This window comes from Massilia sp. GER05, from assembly GCF_052056005.1.
GTDB lineage: Bacteria > Pseudomonadota > Gammaproteobacteria > Burkholderiales > Burkholderiaceae_D > Telluria > Telluria orientalis.
Genome location: NZ_CP178858.1, coordinates 6,576,680 through 6,599,949, shown reverse-complemented (window position 1 = coordinate 6,599,949; position 23,270 = coordinate 6,576,680). Strand labels below are relative to the sequence as shown.

The window sequence follows — 23,270 nt, the reverse complement described above, 5'->3', positions numbered from 1 at the left end:
CAGGAGTTGATAATGAGTGTCGAAGACAAACAGGAACATGTGTCGCCTGCACCGGACAATCGTGTGCCGCGCGACCCGAACGACAATTCAAAGGCGGCCCGAGCGCCCAGCGCTGGACAGGACAGCGGTGTCGAGATCACGACATCCAAGCCACGCAAGAGCCGAGCTGCAAAAAGCCAGGAACAAGGAAAGGGTAGCAGCGATCCCGCTCAAGTCACGGAGGCTGCTGGTCCGGTAAGGAAGTCTCGGACATCATCGAAGGCTGTGGACGCGGCGGGACCAGCGCGAACCGAACCGTCCGTTTCAAAGCGCGTGCGACGCCGGGCATCGCCAAACCCGGACGTCGCGCAGCTTTCGACGCAGTCGGCACCACATCAGGCCATGCCCGAGCGTGGTGACATCCCTCCAGTTACCCAGGAGGCAATCAATTTCCTTGCCAATCCCGAGGCAAAGGTCCCGGACTTGTTCAAACTGCGACCGCAGAGCCGCGAATTCGTTCTGTACCACGTGTCGAACATGCAGCGCTTGAACGCAGAGATCGCATCAGGGCGAAGCTACCTGGCGACGCATATGCCGAAGTTCAGTCCCGAGTTCGAAAAAACTGCTGACGCTCTCTTAGCAAAGCTGGCTAAGTCGGGACGCGCGGTTTCAGGCAAGGGAGCGCAAGATGCCGGCAACTCGACATCTGCCAGCCCTTCGAATTTCTACGGGCCGCGTCATGTCACAGAGGTGATTCAGCTAAAGGCACTGTCCCGAACTGTTCGTGAGGCCAAGGGGCGCGAAGCCGACGTCGAGAACACGATTGAACGCGGCCCTTTACGCGAACTCGACAAATGGCCATCAACTGACGTTCCGCAACAGGAGACCGTAACGGGCGACGGTGGAAAGTCGCCACTGGGCCTGAGTAAGAAAGTGCTTCAGCTGATCGGTAGCTCCGCTCAGGTCGCTGGCACCTGGCTACACAGTAAAGCGACGCCGGCCGTGACATCCAGAGTTGCTGAGCGATCTGTAGTCTCAGGTAACGAGCCTGCGCTAACCGAGGACAAAGCTAATGCTGTGCCGGCCAGCGTAGCTCGACGCTTCCTTAAGGTCGAGGCCGATTACTACTTCCCAGACAAGACGCTGGCGTTCAGTGACCGCGGCGAAAAGCTGGCGACCAAGGGCGCCCATCCAGAAGTCGTGCGGTCGCTGGTCGAAATTGCCCAAGCGCGCGGCTGGTCGAACATCACGGTCAAAGGCACTGAGGAATTTCGACGCAGTGCCTGGATGCAGGCTGCTCAGGCCGGGTTGAAGGTCGCGGGATATCAGCCGACTGCCCTGGACCTGGCCGAGTTGGCGAATCGACCTGCGAATAACATGGTCGAGAAAGGACGAGTACCGGACCTCGGCAAGGCTCCAGCGTCACCGTCGGTCGCTGCGTCAGAGCGGCCTAAATCGGGCCACCGGAGCGCTGAGATTACGCCGAAGGCGCCCTCAGTTCCTAACGCCGCATCGATCGCAAAGGCTTCAGCTTTCGAGAAGGAAAAGCCATCATTCGTCCTGAAGAATAATCCTGAGCTCGCGCCTGCGTACGGCGTCGTCGACGTGGCCAGAAAGTTCGCGGAAGCGCATCTTCCCGAGGAGGCACGGGAGGAGTTTGTCGGTCTCGCCAGGCGACACGTGTTACAGAAGATCGTTACGGGCGAGGCCGTGAAAGGGCCGAAGATCTACGTGGCGCATGCGAAGAGCAGAAAGGGGAGCGATCGTGAGCCTGAGGTAGCGAAGGGAGCCATTGATCAGGGCAAGGCACCGCGCGCTAAAGAGGTGGCGAAAGAGCGGTAGTCGTGCCTGCATGTTTAACGGGGAGTAATCGACCCACCTCTGCAAAGAGCGTGGGTACTCGGTTTTCAGGAGGTCATCATGTTATCGTGGGACGACGAGCCACCGGAAGCTCAGGAACACAGCACGCGCGTGAACGCGGACGACAAGCGCATCATCAACGCCAAGACCGACGTCAACCAACTGGTCCCGTTCAAATATAAATGGGCGTGGGACAAATACCTGGCCGGCTGCGCGAACCACTGGATGCCGCAGGAAGTGAACATGCAGCGCGACATCGAACTGTGGAAGAACCCGAACGGCCTGACCGAAGACGAGCGCCGCGTCGTCAAGCGCAATCTCGGCTTCTTCGTGACCGCCGACTCGCTGGCCGCCAACAACATCGTGCTGGGCACCTACCGCCACATCACGGCGCCGGAATGCCGCCAGTATCTGCTGCGCCAGGCGTTCGAGGAAGCGATCCACACGCACGCCTACCAGTACATCGTGGAATCGCTGGGCCTGGACGAGAAGGAAATCTTCAACGCCTACAACGAGATCCCGTCGATCCGCGACAAGGACCAGTTCCTGATCCCGTTCATCGAAGTCATCAACGATCCGATGTTCCACACCGGCGCGCTGGAAAACGACCAGAAGCTGCTGCGTTCGATCATCGTGTTTGCTTGCCTGATGGAAGGCCTGTTCTTCTACGTCGGCTTCACGCAGATCCTCGCGCTGGGCCGCCAGAACAAGATGATGGGCGCCGCCGAGCAGTACCAGTACATCCTGCGCGACGAGTCGATGCACTGCAACTTCGGCATCGACCTGATCAACACGATCAAGATGGAAAACCCGCAGCTGTGGACGCCGGAATTCCGCGAAGAGATCAAGCAGCTGTTCCTGCAGGCCGTCGACCTGGAATACCGCTACGCCGAAGACGCGATGCCGCGCGGCGTGCTGGGCCTGAACGCGGCCATGTTCAAGGGCTACCTGCGCTTCATCGCCAACCGCCGCGCCGTCCAGATCGGCCTGGATGCGCTGTTCCCGAACGAGGAAAACCCGTTCCCGTGGATGAGCGAGATGATCGACCTGAAGAAGGAGCGCAACTTCTTCGAGACGCGCGTGACCGAGTACCAAACCAGTCAGCTTTTAGGTTGGGACTAGGTCATCAATCTTTGCTGAAAATACTCTCAGGCTATTCCATGATCGTGACAGTATTCACAGACAGTGTGTGGTTTAAGACATACTGAATTGTTGCGCTTAACAGCTCGCAAAAGTTGGGATTGCCTATATCCTTGACAAAAGTTAAATTTAGACACAAAATTTACGAAAATACAACAATAATCGGCATGTTTACGTCAAATTTTTGCTGATGTCAATGATAGATCAATGATCTTCTTTGCTTTCATGCTTGAATGGCCTATAGTTCAACTTATAGGGAGAAAACATGATTAATGCTCAGTGGAAACTTGTCGATGAGGTAAGATCGACTATCAAAAAATCACGAACAGTACCAAGCGGCTTTTTTATAAGCCTTACGAGACGGTTGGAACAAGTGCTCTCTAATCCTTCAGCTGAGCAGCTTGGTCAGCTTAGAGACGGCCTTCATGGGGTACTCAACGACGCTGTAGCAATGGCGCCACCCCCTGTAGTGCAAGCTGTGGGCGAGTCAACCTTAGATGATCCTATCGCGGCAAGCTACATACTAGGGCAGTTGAGTTTTGCACATCAGTTGGTTCACTCCATCCGAGAAAAAGCTAGCAGTAAAGTTTTACATGAGCTTATAAACAACGCTAAATTTAAGCCATACATTCTAGCGTTGACAACAGGTAACCTAAGCGGAAAAGACTTAGCTGATCTATGTGGAAGAGCACCCGAAACCGTTAGTCGTAATTTAGCTGAATTACGGGAGCATGGCATCACTGACTTTAGAAGAGAGGGCACTTCTTTAGTTAATTTTTTAACTCCAGTGGGTCGCATTTTATCAGAATGCCTTCCAAAGGAGCCAAAGATTAAAGTTGGTGCTAATTTGAGCGAAGCTAAGGAAAAAATAAAAATGAAAACGGCGAATGAATTCATCGGTATGCCAATGTTATCCAAGAAAGCATAGAGAATTTGATGAGAGATTTCAACGGCAAGATATTTACGTTCTACTCCTTCAAAGGAGGCGTTGGACGTACTATGAGCCTAGCAAATGTCGCATTTCTCGCGTCAATGGCGGGGAAGCGTGTTTTAATGATGGACTGGGATCTTGAGGCCCCAGGGCTTGAATATTACTTTCGCGGTGTCACGGAGCGAACCGTTGACGGAATATTGAAAGACGCGCCCGGGATTCTCAATCTATTAGATGAATGGGATAGTGGGATCTCCTCACTTGAGACTGAAGATGAGTTAGAGGAATTCACGTCTCGACACGCTTCCGCTGATAACTTTGGTCGATTTGTAAGATCAGTTATCGACGAGAGAGTATTTCCAGAGTTATTGCCAAGTGGCGGCTGCTTGGATATTATCAGTGCAGGAAGCAAGTTTATTGGCGAGGCTGGGAAGCCGTACGAAGAAGTTTTATCTAATTTCTCGTGGCATAATTTCTTTAACAATAATTTGGGCGGATATCTATTGGATTCTTTACGCGAATGGGCGCGTAAAGATTATGATATTATTCTTATTGATAGCCGCACTGGGCTTGCTGATGTCGCAGGGATTTGCACGCTCGCAATGCCCGATGTCGTCGTTTTATGTTTTGTATTGAATCAACAGAATATTGATGGAATCGGACAGGTAGCGTCTGCAATAACTAGTCAAACTCATGAAAGAGTAAAGGTGCGTGTTGTTCCGATGCGAGTGGATCGACGCGATAGTGCAGAAGGAAGTGATGCACAAGCACGGGCTATATCGGTGCTTTCACGTGTCGGTGGAATTCCATCTCACTTGGTTCAAGAGGATCTCTTAACGCTTCACATCGCTGCAGAAGACAATCTGCCATTCTATGAGACTCTTGCCCCGTTTTTCGCTGTAGATTTAACATTAGATCCGCTTACTTTGAGTTATGTACGTCTAGCGAAAGAGCTTATTGGTCCAGAAGTTGGTATTCCAGAGATATCGCTCGACACACTTAAAGTAATTAAAAATCGTATTGTTCCAAAAAACGCGACGATACAGTATGTTATCGATCTGCAATCCGCTGAGCCGTTAAGAGCTCATTCTGAAATAAATCGCTTACTTAACGTTGCTGCTGAAACGGCTGGTGATGGCCAGATTGAAGTGGAATATCTTGCTGCACTTTGCGATACTGTTTTGCATGTAGCCTCTATTTCTGATGGTGAAGCAAGCGATTTGTCTATGCTAAATAAAACGATGGATATTCTTCGCTATTTATCCAGCAAAGATTCCCATGTTTGGCATGGTCCATATATAGATTTTATACGGAGTGCGCTCGAAATTGTATGGATTTTCGATAATGAAGAGGAAGAGTTAAAAATAAGAAGTGAGCTTGCACGCTTATTAGAAAATGATGAATCAGCTGGAGTTAAGTTGCTTCAGGTTGATAATCTGCAAGAGATTGCTCGAATTTATCGATCCCGTTCAAATTTTTCGTTACTACATCCTCTTATTGAAAGAATCGGTGGGCTAATAAAAGATTTGGCGACGCGCCGTGATTTCTCCGAAGTACATGCGCGAGCATTATTGATAGCGGTTTCTAAATATTCGCTTTTCCGTGGCGAAGTATACTTGTCTGTTGATCAATTCAACGGGGCTAAACAAGTATTTCTCGAAGGTTTGGCAAATATAGAGAATATTCCGGGGCGTAATCCCGGGGATGAGATTGATCGATTAAAGTTTAGATTGCTTGTTAGCCTAGCTAAACTGCCATCGTTATCTATTGACGAAAGCTCTAAATATTGTGTCCAAGCTGCGTATGTGCAAACGCATGAGTTTCAATACTCAGCTGCAGATTTGTTTTCAATAATATTGCGACCTGCAGTGAATGGTACTTATGTTCTTGAATTTGCTCGGGCTGTATTTTCTGATGTGAGCAAACGCAGAAAATTGATTTCGTATTTTACTCGTCGTGAAGAACTACTCTTCCCGTTGGTTGATTTAATTAGTAGAGCTCTAAGGAGTTTGCGCAAGTCGGAATCGACTGACGCGAGTATTGCTCATATTTTGAGTACCTTATTTGAACTCGTAAGTGCTATTAATCGTTCGCGTACTCGACTGTCGCCAGAAATCATTGATGGGATAACAGCTAGAGTGGACAAAATTATAACCGATACGGGCTTGACGGACGAGAAATCACGTCGCTTGGTTGGAATGTTGGAAAATATCAGAATTTTGTCGAAAGTTAGGCGCTAAGTAATGGTTTTTGAGACGATTTTTGCCGAAAAATATTCGAATCCCATCGAGTTGTTCTTCCTCCTTTGGGACTATGCAAACGGCCTGTCTGGATATCAAAGAACAACTGCAACTCGAAATTCAGATCTTCAAGCGAAATTTTCATCAATACTTACCGGCGCTTCTGAACAAACCTCGTGCGATGAAATTCTAAGTGAGTTAAACGATTATCGGAACGCGACGAAACAAGACAAAAATGGTGCCGTACTCGCTTTAATGCGTGCCATTGACGAATGTATTGCGTTGGTACATCCTCGTTATAATAGTCTTAGAGTTCCCTTGCCCTCATGGTTGGACGAAATTCTTGATACGTATGATTCTCATGGGATATTTTGGACTAATGGAACCGAATCACTCACGTTTCGGGGCCCATTAGTTAAGGGGCCACGTCCCTTATTTTCTTCAAGCGCGGATGATCTAGTTGATTATTTTGCTGCAATTACTAGAGTTCCATGCGTGCTTAAGAATTCGACTCGTAATATTAGAGTGACGCAAAAGGTTGTGGCTAATGGAGGTCTTCTAGGAATTACTAGGTCATCCCGATCAAAAGAGACGCTCGCAATTGTCCCTTTGGCTAAAAATGCTGATGATCTAAAAATAAGTTATTCAATTGAAGGTGGGCAAGGTTTCGTCGACTTTTCGATTTCATCGAAATTGAAAATTGTGGAGGTTTTAGACAAGGTCATTCGTGATTTAAATGAGCTAGATTTTCTGGTGCTTCCAGAATTATTGGTTTCTGAGGCGGATGCGAAGAAGTTGTCTCAATATTTGTTGAGTGCGACTTGTGAAAAGCCAAACTTGATTGTCGCTGGTTCAGGAAACACGGAGGAGGTTAGTGAGGACGGGCTGCCATACAATGAGACGCAAGTCTTTAACGCTTTTGGCAAGCCTCTATGGCGCCAACAAAAAGTTTGGACATCTGGTTTTTCGTCCGAACGAGCTCGCGAATATGGTCTTGATCCAAAGGGTGATGGTTTTCTATTGGAAAGAAATGCCGAGTCAGATGAAATTTTGGTCGTAGATACTCAATCCTATGGCCGATGTGTTGTACTTATATGTCAAGATCTTGAAACCAAACCTTTAGCTCAAGAGCTGATTCACCGGTTTCAACCCGACTGGGTTTTCATTCCTGTGATGGATTGTGGTGTTCGGCCAGGGAACTGGGCACATTCAAAAGTTTTTGAATTAAGCGCCGCGTCAAATGCAAGATATGTTGTAGTAAGTAGCCTGTCCCTTGCTGACCTGACAAAAAGTAATTTGTCTTGTGGTATCGCAGTTGGCCCTAAAAGCGCGTCCAGCGATGATTGGGACGAAGCTAGACGCTGTGTAATCGCCAACTTAAAAGACTTAACAAGTGACGTTGCCGTTTTGCAATGGCATAATGGTGACTGGCATAAGAGCTTGCTGGGTACTGACTAAAGCGCGGAAATCACCTTCACGTCTCTGAGAAACATTCTTGACGTGCCATGTTGCTAAACCGTAAACACTTTTGGTTTTTCTACCGATATTTGCAATTGGCCTTTAAACGGTTTAGCTATCAATGTTGAAAATTAAGCAGATGAAATGCAGTATAAGGACCCAATAAGTTATGGCAACTATTGGCCCAATTAAAGCTGGGCGTTGTCGTGCTTCACTGAGTCGTATCTGACGTATGTTTTGCTAATTGCTGCTTTTCCTTACTAGAATACTCATGCATCATTACGATAGTTCAAGGGGCCACAATCAACTTCGTTCGGACGTTGCGATCTCAAAGGAAGCTAGTGGACCGATGCAAGTCCTTTGCCCGAATCTGCGTGTACCGTGCCAACATCTTCCAGTCCCGGTGCCCGGACACTAAAGCGACCTCCTGAATCTGATAGCCTTGTTCAAACAGTCGCGATACCCCTTCGTGGCGTAGGTCATGGAAGTGCAGATCTTTGATGCCTAAGGCGTTCTTGGCCCGCGGGAAAATCGTAGTGATGGTATCGACTTTGACAGGAAATATCCTTGATTCGGTCGTAATCTTCTCAGGCCTCGGCTGTCGTCGGATGATGTCAAAGGTCTTGCCGAGCAAAGGTACCTCTTGATCGTTACCTTGCTTCTGCCGAGGATGTTTCCTGTCGCGGATGATTATGGTTCTATCGGCTTCGTTAAGGTCGACCCAACGGAGCCGGGTGATCTCATCTACCCGCATGGCCGATTCGATCGCGAAAAAGATAATGTCTCGCATTGGCAAGCTGGAATGCCTGTCCAGGTAGTCGCATAAGTCCGATATCTCTTTTTCAGTGGGCCGGCGAGCGCGCTCCTTGCTTTTTGACGAGATCTTAAGATGCGCCATGTTAGCTCTCGCGCTGGAGATCACTTCGAGGTTCAGAGGGAGCTTGCGTAGGTCCCGCGCGGACTTAAAGACGCCACCCAAGTACGTTAAGTCGATCGAAATCGTGACCCCCGACGCCCCAGCCCGACGCCGCTTGCGGACGAAATCGGTCACGTAGTCGGATGTGATGTCAGCCACACTAACTTCACCGTGGTCCCGTTGCCACGTCCGCAGCACCGCCGTCTTGTTCTTTCCGAAGGGATGAGCAGCCCCGATCTCCTCGAAGTACCAATCGATGAGCTCTTTTAGGGTAATATTCGCTAGCCCGCGAGTGTCATTGAAGCGCCGGGCATCCATATCAGCCTCGACCTTCCGCGCCCACGCGACGGCCTGCGCCTTCGTCGGAAAAGTTTCCGAAATGGACTTATGACCCTTGCGGCGGACCTGCGCCCGCCAAGTGTCCCCGACTTTAAGTATCGAAGCCATCTGTAGCAAATTTGTAGCAGCGAGGGGAGGAAATAGGGGCATTCTGCGGGAAGTTCCGGGAAGTCGTATTGCTCTCTCTCAGAGGGAAAAGTAGGGATTTGATGAAATACAGCAAGAGAAAACTGAGCGTAGCACCCATGATGGACTGGACGGACCGCCATTGCCGCGTGTTCCACCGCCAGATCACGCAGCACACCTGGTTGTATACAGAGATGGTGACGACGGGCGCCCTGGTCTATGGTGACGTCGAGCGCCACCTGCGCTACGACGAGGTCGAGCATCCCATCGCGCTGCAACTGGGCGGCAGCGATCCGGCCGACCTCGCCAAGAGCGCGAAGCTGGGCGAGCAGTGGGGCTATGACGAGATCAACCTGAATTGCGGCTGCCCGTCCGAGCGCGTGCAGAAGGGGGCGTTCGGCGCCTGCCTGATGCAGGAACCGCAACTCGTCGCCGATTGCGTGAAGGCGATGCGCGACGCCGTCAGCATCGACGTCACCGTCAAGCACCGTATCGGCATCGATTACAACGAGGAATACGGCTTCGTGCGCGATTTTATCGGCACCATCGCCGACGCTGGCTGCCGTACTTTCATCGTGCACGCGCGCAATGCCGTGCTGAAGGGGCTGTCGCCGAAGGAAAACCGCGAGATCCCGCCGCTGCGCTATGAAGTGGCGTACCAGCTGAAGCGCGAATTTCCTGAGCTCGAGATTATCATCAACGGCGGCATCAAGACCGACGACGAGATCGCCACTCACTTGCAGCACGTGGACGGCGTCATGATCGGTCGCGAGGCGTACCACAATCCCTACGTGATGGCCGGCTGGGACGCCCGTTTCTATGGCGACGCGACCCCGCCGAAAACGCGCGAACAGGTGCTGGAAGCCATGATTCCATATATCCGCGCCGAGCTGGAGCGCTACGGTCCGCTGGGCCTCCGCCTGAACAGCATCACGCGCCACATGCTGGGCCTGATGGCCGGCCTGCCGGGCGCGCGCGGCTATCGCCAGTTGCTGTCCGACTCCCGCCGCCTCGCCGCAGGCAACCCCGAACTCCTCCTCGAAGCCGCCGGCAGACTGCGCCTCGCTGCGTAAGCGCCGTGTAAGGTTGACTTTTAGTTATTTTACTACCCCGGCCGCATGAAAATGGCCGGGATGTTCAAAATTCGCTACAAAAAATGTTGCATTTATTTAATCATTTGCAACGTTATCCTTGCCCGAAGGCAAGAATAGACCCATAATCTGGGCTCTTCTCCTTGCACGACATCTAATCCTGTTGTTGTGGTGAAACATAATTACAGCGGGGCATGTTTTCTGTCTGCAAATCGGCGTTTTGATTTATCCTGACGGAAATACGCGAGTCCACCGGGAAGATGGACTTTCCGTAACAAAAGACAAAGACTCCGGAGCGGGTCTGATCACTTGAAACAGGGAAGATAAGGAATGAACTTAGCAAACATGAAGGTCGGCATGCGTTTGGGGCTGGGTTTTGCCCTCGTGCTCGTGCTGCTGGTTATCGTTACCGTCGTCGGCATCCTGCGCATGGCGCAGATCCAGAACCGGCTCGACCACGTCGTGAATGTCAACAATGTCGTGACCCGCCTGGTCGTCGACATGCGCAATAACGTGAGCGAACGCGTCACCTCGCTGCGTACCTTGACCCTGATGACGGACCCGGCCGACATGGAGCCGGAACTGAACCGTTTCAAGGAGCAGACCGCCAAGTACGATGCTCTGCAGCAAAAACTGGCCGCCAAGTTCTCTGAAGAAGCGTTGCCTGAAGAAAAAACCCTGCTGAACCAGGTGAAAGAAGCCGAAGGCGCCGCCATGCCGGCCATCGCCAAGGCATCGGAACTCTATCTGGCCAATAACGCGATGGACGCCACCCGCGTGATGGTCAAGGAAATCCGTCCGGCCCAGAAGAAATGGCTGGATGGGCTGGATCAGCTGGGCAAGCTGGAAGACAAGCTGAACGCGCAGACCCAGGTCGACGCGGAAGCCGCCTTCGCCAGCGCCCGTAATTTCATGCTCGGGCTGCTGGCCCTGGCCGTTACACTCGGCATCCTGGCCGCCACCATCATCACCCGCGGCCTGCTGAAGCAGCTGGGCGGCGAGCCGGGCTACACCGCCAAGATCGCCGGCAGTATCGCCGAAGGCGACCTGTCGATCGCCATCGACACCAAGTCGTCGGATCGCGGCAGCCTGCTGATCGAAATGAAACAGATGCGCAACAGCCTGGTCGACATCGTCAGCCAGGTCCGTCGCGGCACGCACACCATCACCACCGCGTCGCGTGAAATCGCAGCCGGCAACACCGACCTGTCGTCGCGTACCGAACTGCAAGCCAGCTCGCTGGAAAAGACCGCGTCGGCGATGGAAGAACTGACGTCGACCGTGAAACAGAACGCGGACAATGCCCGCGAAGCGAATCACCTGGCCGCCACCGCATCGGACGTGGCACGCAAGGGCGGCGACGTGGTGTCGCAGGTCGTCGGCACGATGGGCGAGATCAATAGCTCGGCGAGCAAGATCGCCGACATCATCGGCGTCATCGATGGCATCGCCTTCCAGACGAACATCCTGGCACTGAACGCCGCCGTCGAGGCAGCCCGTGCCGGTGAACAGGGTCGCGGCTTCGCCGTCGTCGCTTCGGAAGTGCGTAACCTGGCCCAGCGTTCCGCAGCGGCCGCCAAAGAAATCAAGCAACTGATCGGCGACTCCGTCGAGAAGATCGGCCGCGGCAGCAAGCTCGTCGGCGAGGCCGGCGAGACGATGGACGAGGTCGTTGCCAGCGTCAAGCGCGTGACCGACATCATGAGCGACATCGCCAGTGCCAGCGCCGAACAGAGCGCCGGCATCGAACAGGTCAACCTGTCGATCATCGAGATGGACGGCATGACGCAGCAGAACGCCGCGCTGGTCGAAGAAGCCGCCGCCGCCTTCCAGAGCCTGCAGGACCAGGCCGCGGAACTGCAGCGCGTCGTCAGCATCTTCAAGCTGGCCGAAGGCGAGGAGCAGGCCATCGTGGACGCACCGGCGCCGGCTGCCGCCACCGCCAGCCGCGCCGTCGTCGTCCGCCCGGCCGCCAAGCCGCAGCTGAAGAAGCCGGCCGCCGCGAAGGCCAAGGCGCCGGTCCAGCAGGAACGTGCGGCGGATGCGCCGGCATCGACCGCGAAAAAAGTCGCAGCGGCAGCAGCCAGCGACGATTGGGAAGAATTCTGAGCCAGGACGGCTCGTCCAGCGCCGGTGGAGAGCACTGGCATTAAAAAAAACTTTGTTTTCCGGGGGTAATAAAAATGTCCAATAAGAAATTTGCTGTAAGCCTCGTCGCTCTGCTGGTCTCGGGTATCGCTGGTTCGGCTTTTGCAGGCGAAACGCCGGCGACGTTCGATCCGTCCAAGTGCAAGGTCGAATATCCGAAAGCGTCGCTGATGAACGAAGAGCAGGGCATCACGTCGATGTCCTTCCTCATCGCCGCCGACGGTTCGGTGGCCGATTCGAAGCTGGACAAATCGAGCGGCTTCAAAGGCCTGGACAAGGCTGCAATGAAGGGCCTGTCGGCCTGCAAGTTCAAGCCGGGCACCAAGGACGGCGCACCGGCCCAGACCTGGACCAAGGTCGACTACGCCTGGAAGCTGGACTGATCGTCTGGCGGGTGCCGGCCGGCCTGGCTCGGCGCCCCAGGTGAGGCACTGCGTCCCCGGCATCTTTGTCGGGTGCGCACGAGACCTGGGCCTGGCGGCATCCAACAGCGCGAAAAGGGCGTCCCTGCGGGGCGCCCTTTTCGCATCTGCCTCGTGAAAATCTGAAAATCTGTTACCGGCCTGTTGCGGCATGTATCGGTTGTAAGCGCCCGCTTCAATCCGGCAAATGCAGGCGGCGAATCGCTATAGTGGTCTCACAGCGCAACTTCACCGCGCAACCAAAGGAGAACCACCATGAAACGCATTCTCGCTGCTGCCGCCCTTGCCATCGTCAGTTCTGCCGCCGTCTTGCCGGCGCAGGCGTTCGCCCGGGATGTCGTCGTCGTGCGCACCGCACCGCCGCCGCCGCGTCACGAAGTCGTGCCGGCCGCGCGCCACGGTTACGAATGGGCGCCGGGCTACTGGAACTGGAACGGCCACCGCTACACCTGGGTGCGCGGCCATTGGGAACGGGTGCGCCCGGGCTATGTCTGGCACCGTCCGGAATGGCGCCAGGGCGACCGCGGCTGGCAACTGGAGCGGGGCGGCTGGCGCCACGGCGACCGTGACGGCGACGGCGTGCCGAACCGCGTCGACAACCGTCCCAACAACCCGCACCGCTCGTGACGAGCAACTAGTCCAGCGGCGCGCCGTCTTCGAACATCTCGCTCGCCATCCGCGCGAGGTCGTTCATGCCGCCGCCGGACGCGAGATGGGCGCGCAGCCAGCGCGCCTGTCCGCCGTCCTTCATCAGATGCTCGATCACCTTGCACGCCTTGCCGAAACCGGGATCGGTCGAGCGTTTTGACAGTCGTTCGAGGTCGGCGCGGATCGCTTCGCCGATGGGCATCGACGCGCCCGACTCCGGATCGATCCACGTCGCCTCGACGCCGTCGCGTGCCGCATTGAAGCGGTTCCAGATGTACAGCTCGCGGCTGCTGCTGGTCGGCCAGCGACCCGGCTGGCCCGCCCATTCCAGGCACAGCTCGCGCGCATAGCACGCGAGCGCCGCCGCGTACACGGGTTTCAACGGCGTATCCAGCACGCGCAGTTCGATCGTCCCGTATTCCGGCTTCGGACGCACGTCCCAATAAAAATCCTTGATGCTGTTGACGATGCCGTGGCCGGCCAGCTCGTCGAAGTGGGCGCGGAAATCGTCCCACGTGCGGATGTCGTACGGGAGGATGCCGCTCATCGGGAACGCGCCCACGACGTTGCTGCGCGAGCTGCAGAAGCCCGACACTTCGCCCTGCCAGCACGGCGAATTGGCCGACAGTGCGATGAACAGGGGCGCGCGCTGCGTGAGCCAGGAGCACAGCCGCATCGCCTCGTCCGGCGTACCCGCGCCGATGTGCACGTGCATGCCAAACACGGTAAACAGTTTAGCCAGATAGCCGAACTTGCGCTCCGATGCGAAATAGCGTTCCTTCGGGTAGATGCGCTGCTCGTTCCACTTCTGGAAGGGATGCGCACCGCCGCCCGAGATCGACGCGCCGACATCGAACGCGGCCCGTTGCACCGTCGTGCGGATGTGTTCCAGCTGCTCGGCCGCTTCGTCGAACGAGGTGAGGATGGCAGTCGCCACTTCCAGCATCGATGTCGTGATTTCCGGCGTGTGCACCCACGGCTTGTCGTGCTTGTCCAGCAGGCGCAGGATGTCGGGCGCGGCGGGGAACAGGTCGAACGTAAGACGGTCGAGCACCATCAGTTCCAGTTCGATGCCCATCGTGCCGATCGTGGACGCCTTGAAGTCGGGCAGGAACGCGGGGCCCTGGCCAGATACCGCCTGGGCCTGGGCGTCCGTTTTCAGTTTTCCCAGTGCTTCGTCATTCAATAGTTCGCTCATTGGGCACCTCCTCGATAGGTTTCGCCCGCCAGGCGCAAGCCGAGCCACGTGAGGCCGGGCGCCAGCAGGACGTTCAGGGCCAGCAGCGCGCCCATGACGGCGGTGGACGTCGCATCGAGCCCGGTGTAGGCATTCAGGGTGTTGTCCACGACGAGACCGCCGTAGCTCACCAGGGAACACATCGACAGGGCCATCGCATGCTGCTTGCGCACGTCCCACGCGGTGCCCGGCCACAGGGCCAGGCGCGTGGCCGCGATGCGGACCGCGAACACCGTCAGCGCGACCACGATGGTCCAGCCATGCAGCAGCGCCTGCAGGTCGACGAGCGCCGCCGACATCAGGAACAGCAGCACGTAGCCGATGTCCTGCGCCGTCTTCAACTGCGCCTGGAACACGTTGTCGCGCTTCTCCGCATTGCGCAGCAGGACGCCCATCAGCAGCAGCGAGAGCAGGGCGCTCGCGGACATCACGGAGCACAGCCCGAGGTCGATCAGCAGCGCGGCCAGCAGCATGCCGGGGCGCAGCGTCGCCGGGACCTTGCACAACCGCGTGGCCAGCGCATAGAGGCCGTACGACAGCACGGCGATCAGGGCGCCGATCACGAGCTTGCCGCCCTGGCGCATCAACTCCGTCCAGAAACCGCTGTCGGCGTCCTGGCCGTGGCTGCGCGTCCATGCGAGCGTGATGCCGAGCGCCAGCAGCGCGACCAGGTTGGAGAGGCCGACCATGTTCGACGTCGCGAACGTGCTCGTGCCGCTTGCGTTTTCGTCCGCCACCATCGAACTGTGGATGACGGGATTGACGGCGATGAGGATCGAGCCGATGAAGATCGCGGCGCCCCACGGCAGGCCGAAGAGGCCCAGCGTGATGGCGGCCGCGGCGCCGCGCGCCACGGTCGCGAGCAGCAGGCTGGCGCCCTGGCGGCCGCTACGCAGCAGCCACGCGAGGTCCATCTTGCGGCCGACCTCGAACAGCACGAGCGCGGCGGCGCCGTTGAGCAGTTCCTGGAACTGCGTCAGCAGCGCGCGGTCGATGAAGCCGGCACCGTTCGCGCCGAGCAGCAGGCCCGCGATCACGGCGCCATACAGTTTCGGGATGCGAAAACGCTGCAGGGTCAGTCCGATCACGAGCGCGACCATCAGGCCGGCACCCAGCACGGCCAGCGGCGACAGCAGCCAGAAGGGCGAGTACAGTTCGTCATTCATGGCGCACCTCCCACGCGTGGGCAAGCGCGGTCAGTTCGCGCCCGATCACGTCGGCCCGCTGCTTCGCCAGTTCCTTTTGACGCTCCGCCGATGCCGGCGCGAGATCGCTGACGATGCGTGCGCGGACGATGCCCGCGTCGTCGCGCAGCGGAATCCACAACTGTCCCTTGACGCTTGCGCCTTCGCGCCACACGGCGATGAACTTCGCACCGGTGCGGTCGCCGGGATGGCCCGGCTCCAGCAAGGTAAAGGGCTGCAGCCACTCGGCATTCGGGAAGCGGCGCGCCAGCAGCACCTGCATGCCGCTGCGCTGCTCGAGGCGCGCATCGTCGCGCGAATAGGGCAGGTGGATGCGCGTCTGGCTGATGCCCGACGTCTCCAGTCGCAAACAGGTCTTGTCCGACACCCAGCGCCACGTGTCGCCATCGAGCACGCGCGGCTTGCCCTGCGACGCATCGCGCCACGCGACGAACAACGGCGACGCGGCGGGCAGCGGACTGCCCGCATCGATCGCGTGCGCAGCCTGCTTCACATCGTCCCAGTGGCCGGCCTGCCAGGTGCGCGTGTCCGGTTTCTCAGACGGCTGCCAGCGCCACAGCGCCGCCGACCATTGCCCGTCGTCGTCGCGCCAGATCGCGGCCAGTTGCTGGGATTCGGGCGTGTTCGTAGACACGGTGCGGCCGGACCAGGCGTTGTTCCAGGGCGGCGCGTCCGCGTGGATCGCTTGCGTGAGGCGGTGCCATGCGATGGCGGCGGGCGGCAGGCAGGTGGCGGTCGGCGTCGGGATGCTGCGCCAGTACACCATTTCCACGCGCTGGCTCCAGGCGCACTGGCGCGTCGTCGGTTCGCCCAGGCCGGAAAGCGCCGGGGCGACGGGTTGTTCGCACGTGCCGGGATACGAGCCGCTCAATTCCCTGAAGTCGGCGATGGCTGGTGTCTTTGGCGCCGCCGGCTTGCGTTTGGCCGCATGCGCTTGTGGTGTCAGGATGACGCACAGCGCGCACGCGGTCGCGAGCAGGCAGTGGCGGCGCGATGGTCGTGTTGGGGTCATGAAGATCGGCCCTCATTGAAAGGCCTCGGTGCGGGCCGGCTGGAAGCTTGGATCCGTCCGGCGCGCGGAGGCGGGCGGTCGCAGCGCGGCTCGTTCGGCCGGCGTCTGGACCCGTTGAAAGAGTGGATGCTTCACGCATCCGCGATGCGGCGGGGCCGCATGGCGGTCAGGTCAACGTGATGCCTGCCGCTCGTTGTTATGGGTGTGTATCGGGGTCAAGTATAGGGCAAATGATTCATTCGCTCAAATATGATTGACGTAAGTACATTTCTGACATGCATTTTAAGCTATTGGAAAGCGCGACGGCGTACAGTTGGAATCCCGTGGACTATCGCTATGAAACTCGAAACGCCGGCCTATTTTGACTAAAATTTCTTGGGTGTAAGTTTCAGAGCAGGTCGTTAGCGCAGTAAAAGGACCGGGTAAACAGGAAACGATGTTATTTCATTCGCAGGGCGGATCGTATTGTCGTCTTGTTTCTGCAGCCACTCAACTTCAAATCCACATGACTGTTCATACCGTAAAATTCACCTTGCCCGAACGGAAGTCGGTAAGGCTGACGTTTCGTTCAAAGTAAGAAAAGATGAACGGAAATTTGGCGAGCTGAAAATCTCTAATGGCTCTGCTGTATGGTTTCCGCAAAAAGGAAAGCAAGGATGTCGGGTCGGTTGGTCGGAGTTGGAGCAGTGCTTCTTGGCGAACGGCGATAAAGTCGAGAAGAGGTAATCTCTCTCGTCAACACGAAAAGGCCGGCGATGTCCCTGGCCTTTTTGTTGTCGTACTGTGCCGTCGAGAATTTTGATGGACTGGGTGAGTCATCGATCGCGGACAAGCGCGGACATTTGGTGTCGATGTGCAATGGCTCAAGAGACCGGGGGAGCGCTTCCCGGCTGAGGCGGACCGCCGCACGTTACAGGTGTGGCCGAAAAACAAAAAACCCAGCACGAGGCTGGGCTTTCGAATTCTTTGGGGTGGCTGATGGGACTCGAACCCACGACAACAGGAATCACAATCCTGGACTCTACCAACTGAGCTACAGCCACCACTGTCTTGCTTGCTGTCTCGTTGTTGCCGAGACAGAACGAGATTATATAGGGTCATTCGCATTCTGGCAAATCGAGTTTTGCCCAGCAGTGCGAACGGCCGTCACGGCTCGCCGAACGTCGCCTCGTGCACGGGCGGATCGATGCCGATCAGGCTGTTGAACGCGGCCGACAGCGCGGTGGCGCTGGCGCTGGTCCAAGCCTCCAGTGTGCCTGGCGCATCGCCAGAAGGGGAGCGCAGCAACCGCCCCGCATCCAGCAAGCGCACCAGCTGGCGCGTCACGGCGTCGCCGGTGTCCACCAGCGTGACGTCACGTGCGCCGGCCGATGCGATCACGTCCTCGATCGCGGCGCGCACGAGCGGATAGTGCGTGCAGCCGAGGACGAGCGTGTCGGCGCCCTGGTCGAGCAGCGGTGTCACGTAGCGTACCAGCAGCGCGCGCGTGGCCTCCGTGTCGCCCAGTTCGATCTGGTCGACGAGGCCGCGGCACGGCTGCAGCAAAAATTCCGCGTGCGTCGCTTCGGTGACCTGGTCGCGCAGCTGCAGGAACTTGGCGCCGGCCAGCGTGCGTTCCGTGGCCAGCACGCCGACCTTGCCGCTGCGCGTCGCCGCCGCCGCGGGCTTCAGGCCCGGTTCCACGCCGACGATGGGCAGGTCGGGGAAGGTGTCGCGCATCAGGCGAACCGCGGAGATGGTCGCCGTGTTGCAGGCGACGACGATGGCCTTGACGCCCCGTTCGACGAGGAAGCGGGCCACCGCCAGCGAACGCTCGGCGACGACGTGTTCGGGCTTGTCGCCATACGGGGCGAAGCCCGTGTCGGCCACGTAGATCAGGTGTTCGTGCGGGAGTTGCGCTCGGATGTGGCGCAGGATCGACAGGCCGCCGAGGCCGGAGTCGAAGACGCCGACGGGGGCGTCTTCGGGGTGTGCTTGGGTGTTCATGGGGGAGATGGTAACCCGGCAGGAAGCGTTGCGGTACTGCGAGTGAAATTGGGTCCCCGCCTCCGCGGGGACGACGTGCGGGCGGCGCGGGCCGGGCTCACACGTCGTACCGCACAACCTTAAGCGGTTGCGACCGGGATACCCTTCAGCGACTCGATCTTCGCAGCCCACTCTTTCGGACCGGTCTGGTGCACCGACGTACCCGTCGCATCGACGGCCACGGTGACCGGCATGTCCTTGACCTCGAACTCGTAGATCGCTTCCATGCCCAGGTCTGCGAAGCCGACGACCTTCGCCGACTTGATCGCCTTCGACACGAGGTAAGCCGAGCCGCCGACGGCCATCAGGTACGCCGACTTGTGGTTCTTGATCGCCTCGATGGCGGCCGGGCCGCGTTCCGCTTTACCGATCATCGCGATCAGGCCCGTCTTCTCGAGCATCATGTCGGTGAACTTGTCCATGCGGGTCGCCGTCGTCGGGCCGGCCGGGCCCACGACTTCGTCACGCACCGGATCGACCGGGCCGACGTAGTAGATCACGCGGTTCGTGAAGTCGACCGGCAGCTGTTCGCCTTTCGCCAGCATGTCCTGGATGCGCTTGTGCGCGGCGTCGCGGCCCGTCAGCATCTTGCCGTTCAGGAGCAGGGTCTGGCCCGGCTGCCACGATGCGACTTCTTCCTTCGTCAGCGTGTCGAGGTTGACGCTCTTCGATTTCTGCGTGTCCGGCGTCCAGTTCACGTCCGGCCAGGTCGACAGCGCCGGCGGTTCGATGTACGACGGGCCCGAGCCGTCCAGCACGAAGTGCGCGTGGCGCGTCGCGGCGCAGTTCGGGATCATCGCGACCGGCTTCGATGCGGCGTGGGTCGGGTACATGTTGATCTTCACGTCCAGCACGGTCGTCAGGCCACCCAGGCCCTGCGCGCCGATGCCCAGTGCGTTGATCTTGTCGCACAGTTCGATCCGCAGCTCTTCCAGTTTATTTTGCGGGCCGCGTGCCTTCAGTTCGTACATGTCGATGTCTTCCATCAGCGACTCCTTGGCCATCAGCATGGCCTTCTCGGCGGAGCCGCCGATGCCGATGCCCAGCATGCCCGGCGGGCACCAGCCGGCGCCCATCAGCGGGACAGTCTTGAGGACCCAGTCGACCAGCGAGTCGGACGGATTCAGCATGACGAACTTGGTCTTGTTTTCCGAGCCGCCGCCTTTTGCGGCGACCATCACGTCGACGGTGTCGCCCGGGACCAGTTCCATGTGCACGACGGCCGGGGTGTTGTCCTTCGTGTTCTTGCGCTCGAAGTGCGGGTCGGCGACGATCGAGGCGCGCAGCTTGTTGTCGGCGAAGTTGTACGCGCGGCGCACGCCTTCGTTGACGGCGTCGGTGATCGAGCCGCTGCCGAAGCCTTCGAAACGCACGTTCATGCCGATCTTCAGGAACACGTTGACGATGCCGGTGTCCTGGCAGATCGGGCGCTTGCCTTCCGCGCACATGCGCGAGTTGGTCAGGATCTGCGCGATGGCGTCCTTGGCGGCCGGGCTCTGCTCGGCCTCGTAGGCGCGCGCGAGGTGCTGGATGTAGTCGGCGGGGTGGTAGTAGCTGATGTACTGGAGGGCGCTAGCGACCGATTCGATCAGGTCGTCCTGTTTAATGACAGTCATGTGGGTCTCGCTGTGGGGTCTTGGATTACGGAGGAATCAGTGGTGCTTGTTGTCACTCTGGGTATTCATCATGATCCGGTCGGTGTAGGCGATCGCCATCGCCGACAGCAGGAACACGACGTGGATGCAGGTCTGCGCGATGATCGTCTGCGCATCGTAGGACTTGGCGTTGATGAACGTCTTGAGCAGGTGGATCGACGAGATGCCGATGATCGCCATCGCCAGCTTGGTCTTCAGCACGGACGCGTTCACGTGCGACAGCCATTCCGGCTGGTCCGGATGGTCTTCGAGATACATGCGCGACACGAACGTCTCGTAGCCGCCCACGATCACCATGATCAGCAAATTCGAAATCATGACGACGTCGATCAGGCCCAGCACGACGAGCATGATCGTCGTTTCGTTCAGCTTGTCCGGCAGCGGCGCGCCCGGCACGGCGACGGCCTGGAAGATGTGCTGCAGCGCGGCTTCGTTGCCCATCGCGGCCAGCACGAGGTCCTTCAGTTCGACCCAGAAATGGAACACGTAAACGCACTGCGCGAGGATCAGGCCGAGATACAGAGGCAGTTGCAGCCAGCGGCTGGCGAACATGAAATTGGCGAGTGCGCTGCGTTTGCGTGCGCTGGAGGAGGGTTGCGAATCGAGCATCTATGCGGGCTTTCCAATGCGGCGGCGGTCAGGACAGCTCAACATTCTACACCCGCCGCGCGTCGCCGGCACGGCGTCGTGGCATGCCGAAGGTTGATAGAATGGCCAGCGGGGATGCCGCCTTGGGCCGTGTAAGGGCTCAGTAAGCGTGGGTGCTTAAGGTATTAGGCAAAATTACTACATCATCAATAGGAGACTAGTATGGCCGAGAACGAGACCCAACAGCAGGGACTGCAGGAACACCGTGTCTTCCAGCCGCCCGCACAATTCACCGCCAATGCCGCGATTTCCGGCATGGATGCGTACAACAAGCTGTGCGACGAAGCCGCCAGCGACTACGAAGGTTTCTGGGCCCGCCTTGCGCGCGAAAACGTCGCCTGGCACAAACCCTTCACGCAAACCCTCGACGAATCGAATGCGCCGTTCTACAAATGGTTCGCGGATGGCCAGCTGAACGCGTCGTACAACTGCCTCGACCGCCAAATCGAGAACGGCAACGGCGACAAGACGGCGATCATCTTCGAAGCGGACGACGGCACCGTCACCCGCGCCACCTACCGCGAACTGCACGAGCGTGTGTGCAAATTCGCCAACGGCCTGAAATCCCGCGGCATCAAAAAAGGCGACCGCGTCATCATCTACATGTCGATGTCGATCGAAGGCGTGGCCGCGATGCAGGCGTGCGCGCGCATCGGTGCGACGCACTCCGTCGTGTTCGGCGGCTTCTCCGCGAAGTCGCTGCAGGAGCGCATCATCGACGCGGGCGCCGTTGCCGTCATCACGGCCGACGAGCAGCTGCGCGGCGGTAAATCGCTGCCGCTGAAAGCCATCGTCGACGAGGCGCTGGCGATGGGCGGCTGCGAGACGATCCGCGACGTCATCGTCTACAAGCGCACCGGCGGCAACATCGCCTTCCAGGCAGGCCGCGACCTGTGGCTGCACGACCTCGTCGACGGCCAGAGCGGCGAGTGCGAGCCGGAGTGGGTGGATGCGGAACATCCGCTGTTCATCCTCTACACGTCGGGTTCGACGGGCACGCCGAAGGGCGTCCAGCACTCGACCGGCGGCTACCTGCTGTGGGCCGCGCTGACGATGAAGTGGACCTTCGACCTCAAGCCGGACGACGTCTACTGGTGCACGGCGGATATCGGCTGGGTGACGGGCCACACGTACATCTGCTACGGCCCGACCGCGGTCGGCGCCACGCAGATCGTGTTCGAAGGCGTGCCGACGTTCCCGAACGCCGGCCGCTTCTGGGAGACGATCGCCAAGCACAAGGTCAGCATCTTCTACACGGCGCCGACGGCGATCCGTTCGCTGATCAAGGCGTCCAACACGGACGAGAAGGTGCATCCGAAGAACTACGACCTGTCCAGCCTGCGCCTGCTGGGCACCGTCGGCGAACCGATCAATCCGGAAGCGTGGATGTGGTACTACACGCAGATCGGCGGCCAGCGCTGCCCGATCGTGGACACCTTCTGGCAGACGGAAACGGGCGGCCACATGATCACTCCGCTGCCGGGCGCGACCCCGATGGTGCCGGGTTCCTGCACGTTGCCGCTGCCGGGCATCATGGCCGCCATCGTCGACGAGGCCGGCCACGACGTGCCGAACGGGCAGGGCGGCATCCTCGTGGTGAAACGTCCGTGGCCGTCGATGATCCGTACGATCTGGAACAACCCGGACCGCTTCCGCAGCGCCTACTACCCGGATGAACTGGGCGGCAAGTACTACCTGGCTGGCGATGGCGCGATCCGCAACAAGGACACGGGCTACTTCACCATCACGGGCCGCATCGACGACGTGCTGAACGTCTCGGGCCACCGCATGGGCACGATGGAGATCGAGTCCGCGCTCGTGGCGCACCCGATCGTGGCGGAAGCCGCGGTCGTCGGCAAGCCGGACGAGACGACGGGCGAGGCGATCTGCGCGTTCGTCGTGCTGAAACAGGCGCGTCCGACCGGCGAGGAAGCGAAGAAGCTGGCCGCCGAGCTGCGCAACTGGGTCGGCAAGGAGATCGGTCCGATCGCCAAGCCGAAAGAGATCCGCTTCGGCGACAACCTGCCGAAGACCCGTTCCGGCAAGATCATGCGCCGCCTGCTGCGCGTGCTGGCCAAGGGCGAGACCATCACCCAGGACATCTCGACCTTGGAAAACCCGGCCATCCTGGAACAACTGAAAGAATCTGCCTGACCATTCGGGCGTGATCGGTTACACTGGTCACAGCAG

17 protein-coding genes and 1 tRNA gene are annotated in these 23,270 nt (G+C 58.1%); 10 read left to right on the top strand and 8 right to left on the bottom strand.

Annotated elements, in window-relative coordinates; translation table 11 throughout:
* The first annotated feature begins 12 nt into the window (after positions 1–12).
* The 5 genes from ACL58G_RS29040 (at position 13) to ACL58G_RS29020 (ending at position 7,608) form a co-directional block, all read left to right on the top strand.
* Positions 13–1,821, top strand: coding sequence for an LPD7 domain-containing protein (locus ACL58G_RS29040; protein WP_440963957.1), 1,809 nt, complete (start codon positions 13–15; stop codon positions 1,819–1,821).
* A gap of 78 nt (positions 1,822–1,899) precedes the next feature.
* Positions 1,900–2,961 (top strand): ribonucleotide-diphosphate reductase subunit beta, encoded by a 1,062-nt coding sequence (locus ACL58G_RS29035; RefSeq protein WP_440963956.1) that lies wholly within the window; start codon positions 1,900–1,902, stop codon positions 2,959–2,961.
* A gap of 283 nt (positions 2,962–3,244) precedes the next feature.
* Entirely contained in the window at positions 3,245–3,907 is a 663-nt protein-coding gene (locus ACL58G_RS29030) for a helix-turn-helix domain-containing protein (protein WP_440963955.1), read from the top strand.
* Positions 3,908–3,915: 8 nt separating this feature from the next.
* Positions 3,916–6,150: a KGGVGR-motif variant AAA ATPase gene (locus ACL58G_RS29025; RefSeq protein WP_440963954.1), complete on the top strand. Its 2,235-nt coding sequence runs from the start codon at positions 3,916–3,918 to the stop codon at positions 6,148–6,150.
* 3 nt (positions 6,151–6,153) lie between these two features.
* Complete coding sequence (locus ACL58G_RS29020; protein ID WP_440963953.1) at positions 6,154–7,608, top strand: hypothetical protein; 1,455 nt, start codon at positions 6,154–6,156, stop codon at positions 7,606–7,608.
* A 328-nt stretch (positions 7,609–7,936) separates the two neighbouring features.
* Here ACL58G_RS29020 and ACL58G_RS29015 read toward each other — a convergent pair whose 3' ends face one another.
* Complete coding sequence (locus ACL58G_RS29015) at positions 7,937–8,971, bottom strand: tyrosine-type recombinase/integrase (RefSeq protein ID WP_440963952.1); 1,035 nt, start codon at positions 8,969–8,971, stop codon at positions 7,937–7,939.
* Between the two features lie 101 nt (positions 8,972–9,072).
* Here ACL58G_RS29015 and dusA point away from each other — a divergent pair, with 101 nt between their 5' ends.
* From dusA to ACL58G_RS28995, 4 genes are all read left to right on the top strand, one after another.
* Positions 9,073–10,062 (top strand): tRNA dihydrouridine(20/20a) synthase DusA, encoded by a 990-nt coding sequence (dusA, locus tag ACL58G_RS29010; RefSeq protein ID WP_440963951.1) that lies wholly within the window; start codon positions 9,073–9,075, stop codon positions 10,060–10,062.
* A gap of 348 nt (positions 10,063–10,410) precedes the next feature.
* On the top strand, positions 10,411–12,189 hold the full coding sequence (locus ACL58G_RS29005) for a methyl-accepting chemotaxis protein (RefSeq protein ID WP_413387112.1): 1,779 nt from the start codon (positions 10,411–10,413) through the stop codon (positions 12,187–12,189).
* A gap of 74 nt (positions 12,190–12,263) precedes the next feature.
* Positions 12,264–12,611, top strand: a complete 348-nt coding sequence (locus tag ACL58G_RS29000) for an energy transducer TonB (protein ID WP_413337859.1) — start codon at positions 12,264–12,266, stop codon at positions 12,609–12,611.
* A gap of 294 nt (positions 12,612–12,905) precedes the next feature.
* Positions 12,906–13,277: a YXWGXW repeat-containing protein gene (locus tag ACL58G_RS28995; protein ID WP_056131028.1), complete on the top strand. Its 372-nt coding sequence runs from the start codon at positions 12,906–12,908 to the stop codon at positions 13,275–13,277.
* A gap of 7 nt (positions 13,278–13,284) precedes the next feature.
* Here ACL58G_RS28995 and ACL58G_RS28990 read toward each other — a convergent pair whose 3' ends face one another.
* From ACL58G_RS28990 to ACL58G_RS28960, 7 genes are all read right to left on the bottom strand, one after another.
* Positions 13,285–14,496 carry a YbdK family carboxylate-amine ligase gene (locus ACL58G_RS28990; protein WP_413337855.1) on the bottom strand — a complete coding sequence of 404 codons (1,212 nt, stop codon included), beginning with the start codon at positions 14,494–14,496 and terminating at the stop codon, positions 13,285–13,287.
* Positions 14,493–15,701, bottom strand: coding sequence for a cation:proton antiporter domain-containing protein (locus ACL58G_RS28985; RefSeq protein ID WP_413387114.1), 1,209 nt, complete (start codon positions 15,699–15,701; stop codon positions 14,493–14,495). Before ACL58G_RS28985 ends, ACL58G_RS28990 begins: the two co-directional genes overlap by 4 nt.
* Complete coding sequence (locus tag ACL58G_RS28980; RefSeq protein WP_440963950.1) at positions 15,694–16,752, bottom strand: hypothetical protein; 1,059 nt, start codon at positions 16,750–16,752, stop codon at positions 15,694–15,696. The genes ACL58G_RS28985 and ACL58G_RS28980 overlap by 8 nt, the downstream gene beginning before the upstream one ends.
* A 967-nt stretch (positions 16,753–17,719) precedes the next feature.
* Positions 17,720–17,795 (bottom strand) — tRNA-His (locus ACL58G_RS28975).
* 103 nt (positions 17,796–17,898) lie between these two features.
* Complete coding sequence (murI, locus tag ACL58G_RS28970) at positions 17,899–18,738, bottom strand: glutamate racemase (protein ID WP_440963949.1); 840 nt, start codon at positions 18,736–18,738, stop codon at positions 17,899–17,901.
* 119 nt (positions 18,739–18,857) lie between these two features.
* Positions 18,858–20,393 (bottom strand): fumarate hydratase, encoded by a 1,536-nt coding sequence (locus ACL58G_RS28965; RefSeq protein ID WP_413387117.1) that lies wholly within the window; start codon positions 20,391–20,393, stop codon positions 18,858–18,860.
* Between the two features lie 36 nt (positions 20,394–20,429).
* Positions 20,430–21,041 (bottom strand): TIGR00645 family protein, encoded by a 612-nt coding sequence (locus ACL58G_RS28960; protein ID WP_413387118.1) that lies wholly within the window; start codon positions 21,039–21,041, stop codon positions 20,430–20,432.
* Between the two features lie 201 nt (positions 21,042–21,242).
* Here ACL58G_RS28960 and acs point away from each other — a divergent pair, with 201 nt between their 5' ends.
* Positions 21,243–23,234, top strand: a complete 1,992-nt coding sequence (gene acs / locus ACL58G_RS28955) for an acetate--CoA ligase (RefSeq protein ID WP_413387119.1) — start codon at positions 21,243–21,245, stop codon at positions 23,232–23,234.
* The last annotated feature ends 36 nt before the right edge of the window (positions 23,235–23,270 follow it).

Coding starts and splice junctions, on each gene's coding strand:
- ACL58G_RS29040 (WP_440963957.1), top strand. CDS start 13: ATGAGTGTCGAAGACAAACAGGAACATGTGTCGCCTGCACCGGACAAT.
- ACL58G_RS29035 (WP_440963956.1), top strand. CDS start 1,900: ATGTTATCGTGGGACGACGAGCCACCGGAAGCTCAGGAACACAGCACG.
- ACL58G_RS29030 (WP_440963955.1), top strand. CDS start 3,245: ATGATTAATGCTCAGTGGAAACTTGTCGATGAGGTAAGATCGACTATC.
- ACL58G_RS29025 (WP_440963954.1), top strand. CDS start 3,916: ATGAGAGATTTCAACGGCAAGATATTTACGTTCTACTCCTTCAAAGGA.
- ACL58G_RS29020 (WP_440963953.1), top strand. CDS start 6,154: ATGGTTTTTGAGACGATTTTTGCCGAAAAATATTCGAATCCCATCGAG.
- ACL58G_RS29015 (WP_440963952.1), bottom strand. CDS start 8,971: ATGGCTTCGATACTTAAAGTCGGGGACACTTGGCGGGCGCAGGTCCGC.
- dusA (WP_440963951.1), top strand. CDS start 9,073: ATGAAATACAGCAAGAGAAAACTGAGCGTAGCACCCATGATGGACTGG.
- ACL58G_RS29005 (WP_413387112.1), top strand. CDS start 10,411: ATGAACTTAGCAAACATGAAGGTCGGCATGCGTTTGGGGCTGGGTTTT.
- ACL58G_RS29000 (WP_413337859.1), top strand. CDS start 12,264: ATGTCCAATAAGAAATTTGCTGTAAGCCTCGTCGCTCTGCTGGTCTCG.
- ACL58G_RS28995 (WP_056131028.1), top strand. CDS start 12,906: ATGAAACGCATTCTCGCTGCTGCCGCCCTTGCCATCGTCAGTTCTGCC.
- ACL58G_RS28990 (WP_413337855.1), bottom strand. CDS start 14,496: ATGAGCGAACTATTGAATGACGAAGCACTGGGAAAACTGAAAACGGAC.
- ACL58G_RS28985 (WP_413387114.1), bottom strand. CDS start 15,701: ATGAATGACGAACTGTACTCGCCCTTCTGGCTGCTGTCGCCGCTGGCC.
- ACL58G_RS28980 (WP_440963950.1), bottom strand. CDS start 16,752: ATGACCCCAACACGACCATCGCGCCGCCACTGCCTGCTCGCGACCGCG.
- murI (WP_440963949.1), bottom strand. CDS start 18,738: ATGAACACCCAAGCACACCCCGAAGACGCCCCCGTCGGCGTCTTCGAC.
- ACL58G_RS28965 (WP_413387117.1), bottom strand. CDS start 20,393: ATGACTGTCATTAAACAGGACGACCTGATCGAATCGGTCGCTAGCGCC.
- ACL58G_RS28960 (WP_413387118.1), bottom strand. CDS start 21,041: ATGCTCGATTCGCAACCCTCCTCCAGCGCACGCAAACGCAGCGCACTC.
- acs (WP_413387119.1), top strand. CDS start 21,243: ATGGCCGAGAACGAGACCCAACAGCAGGGACTGCAGGAACACCGTGTC.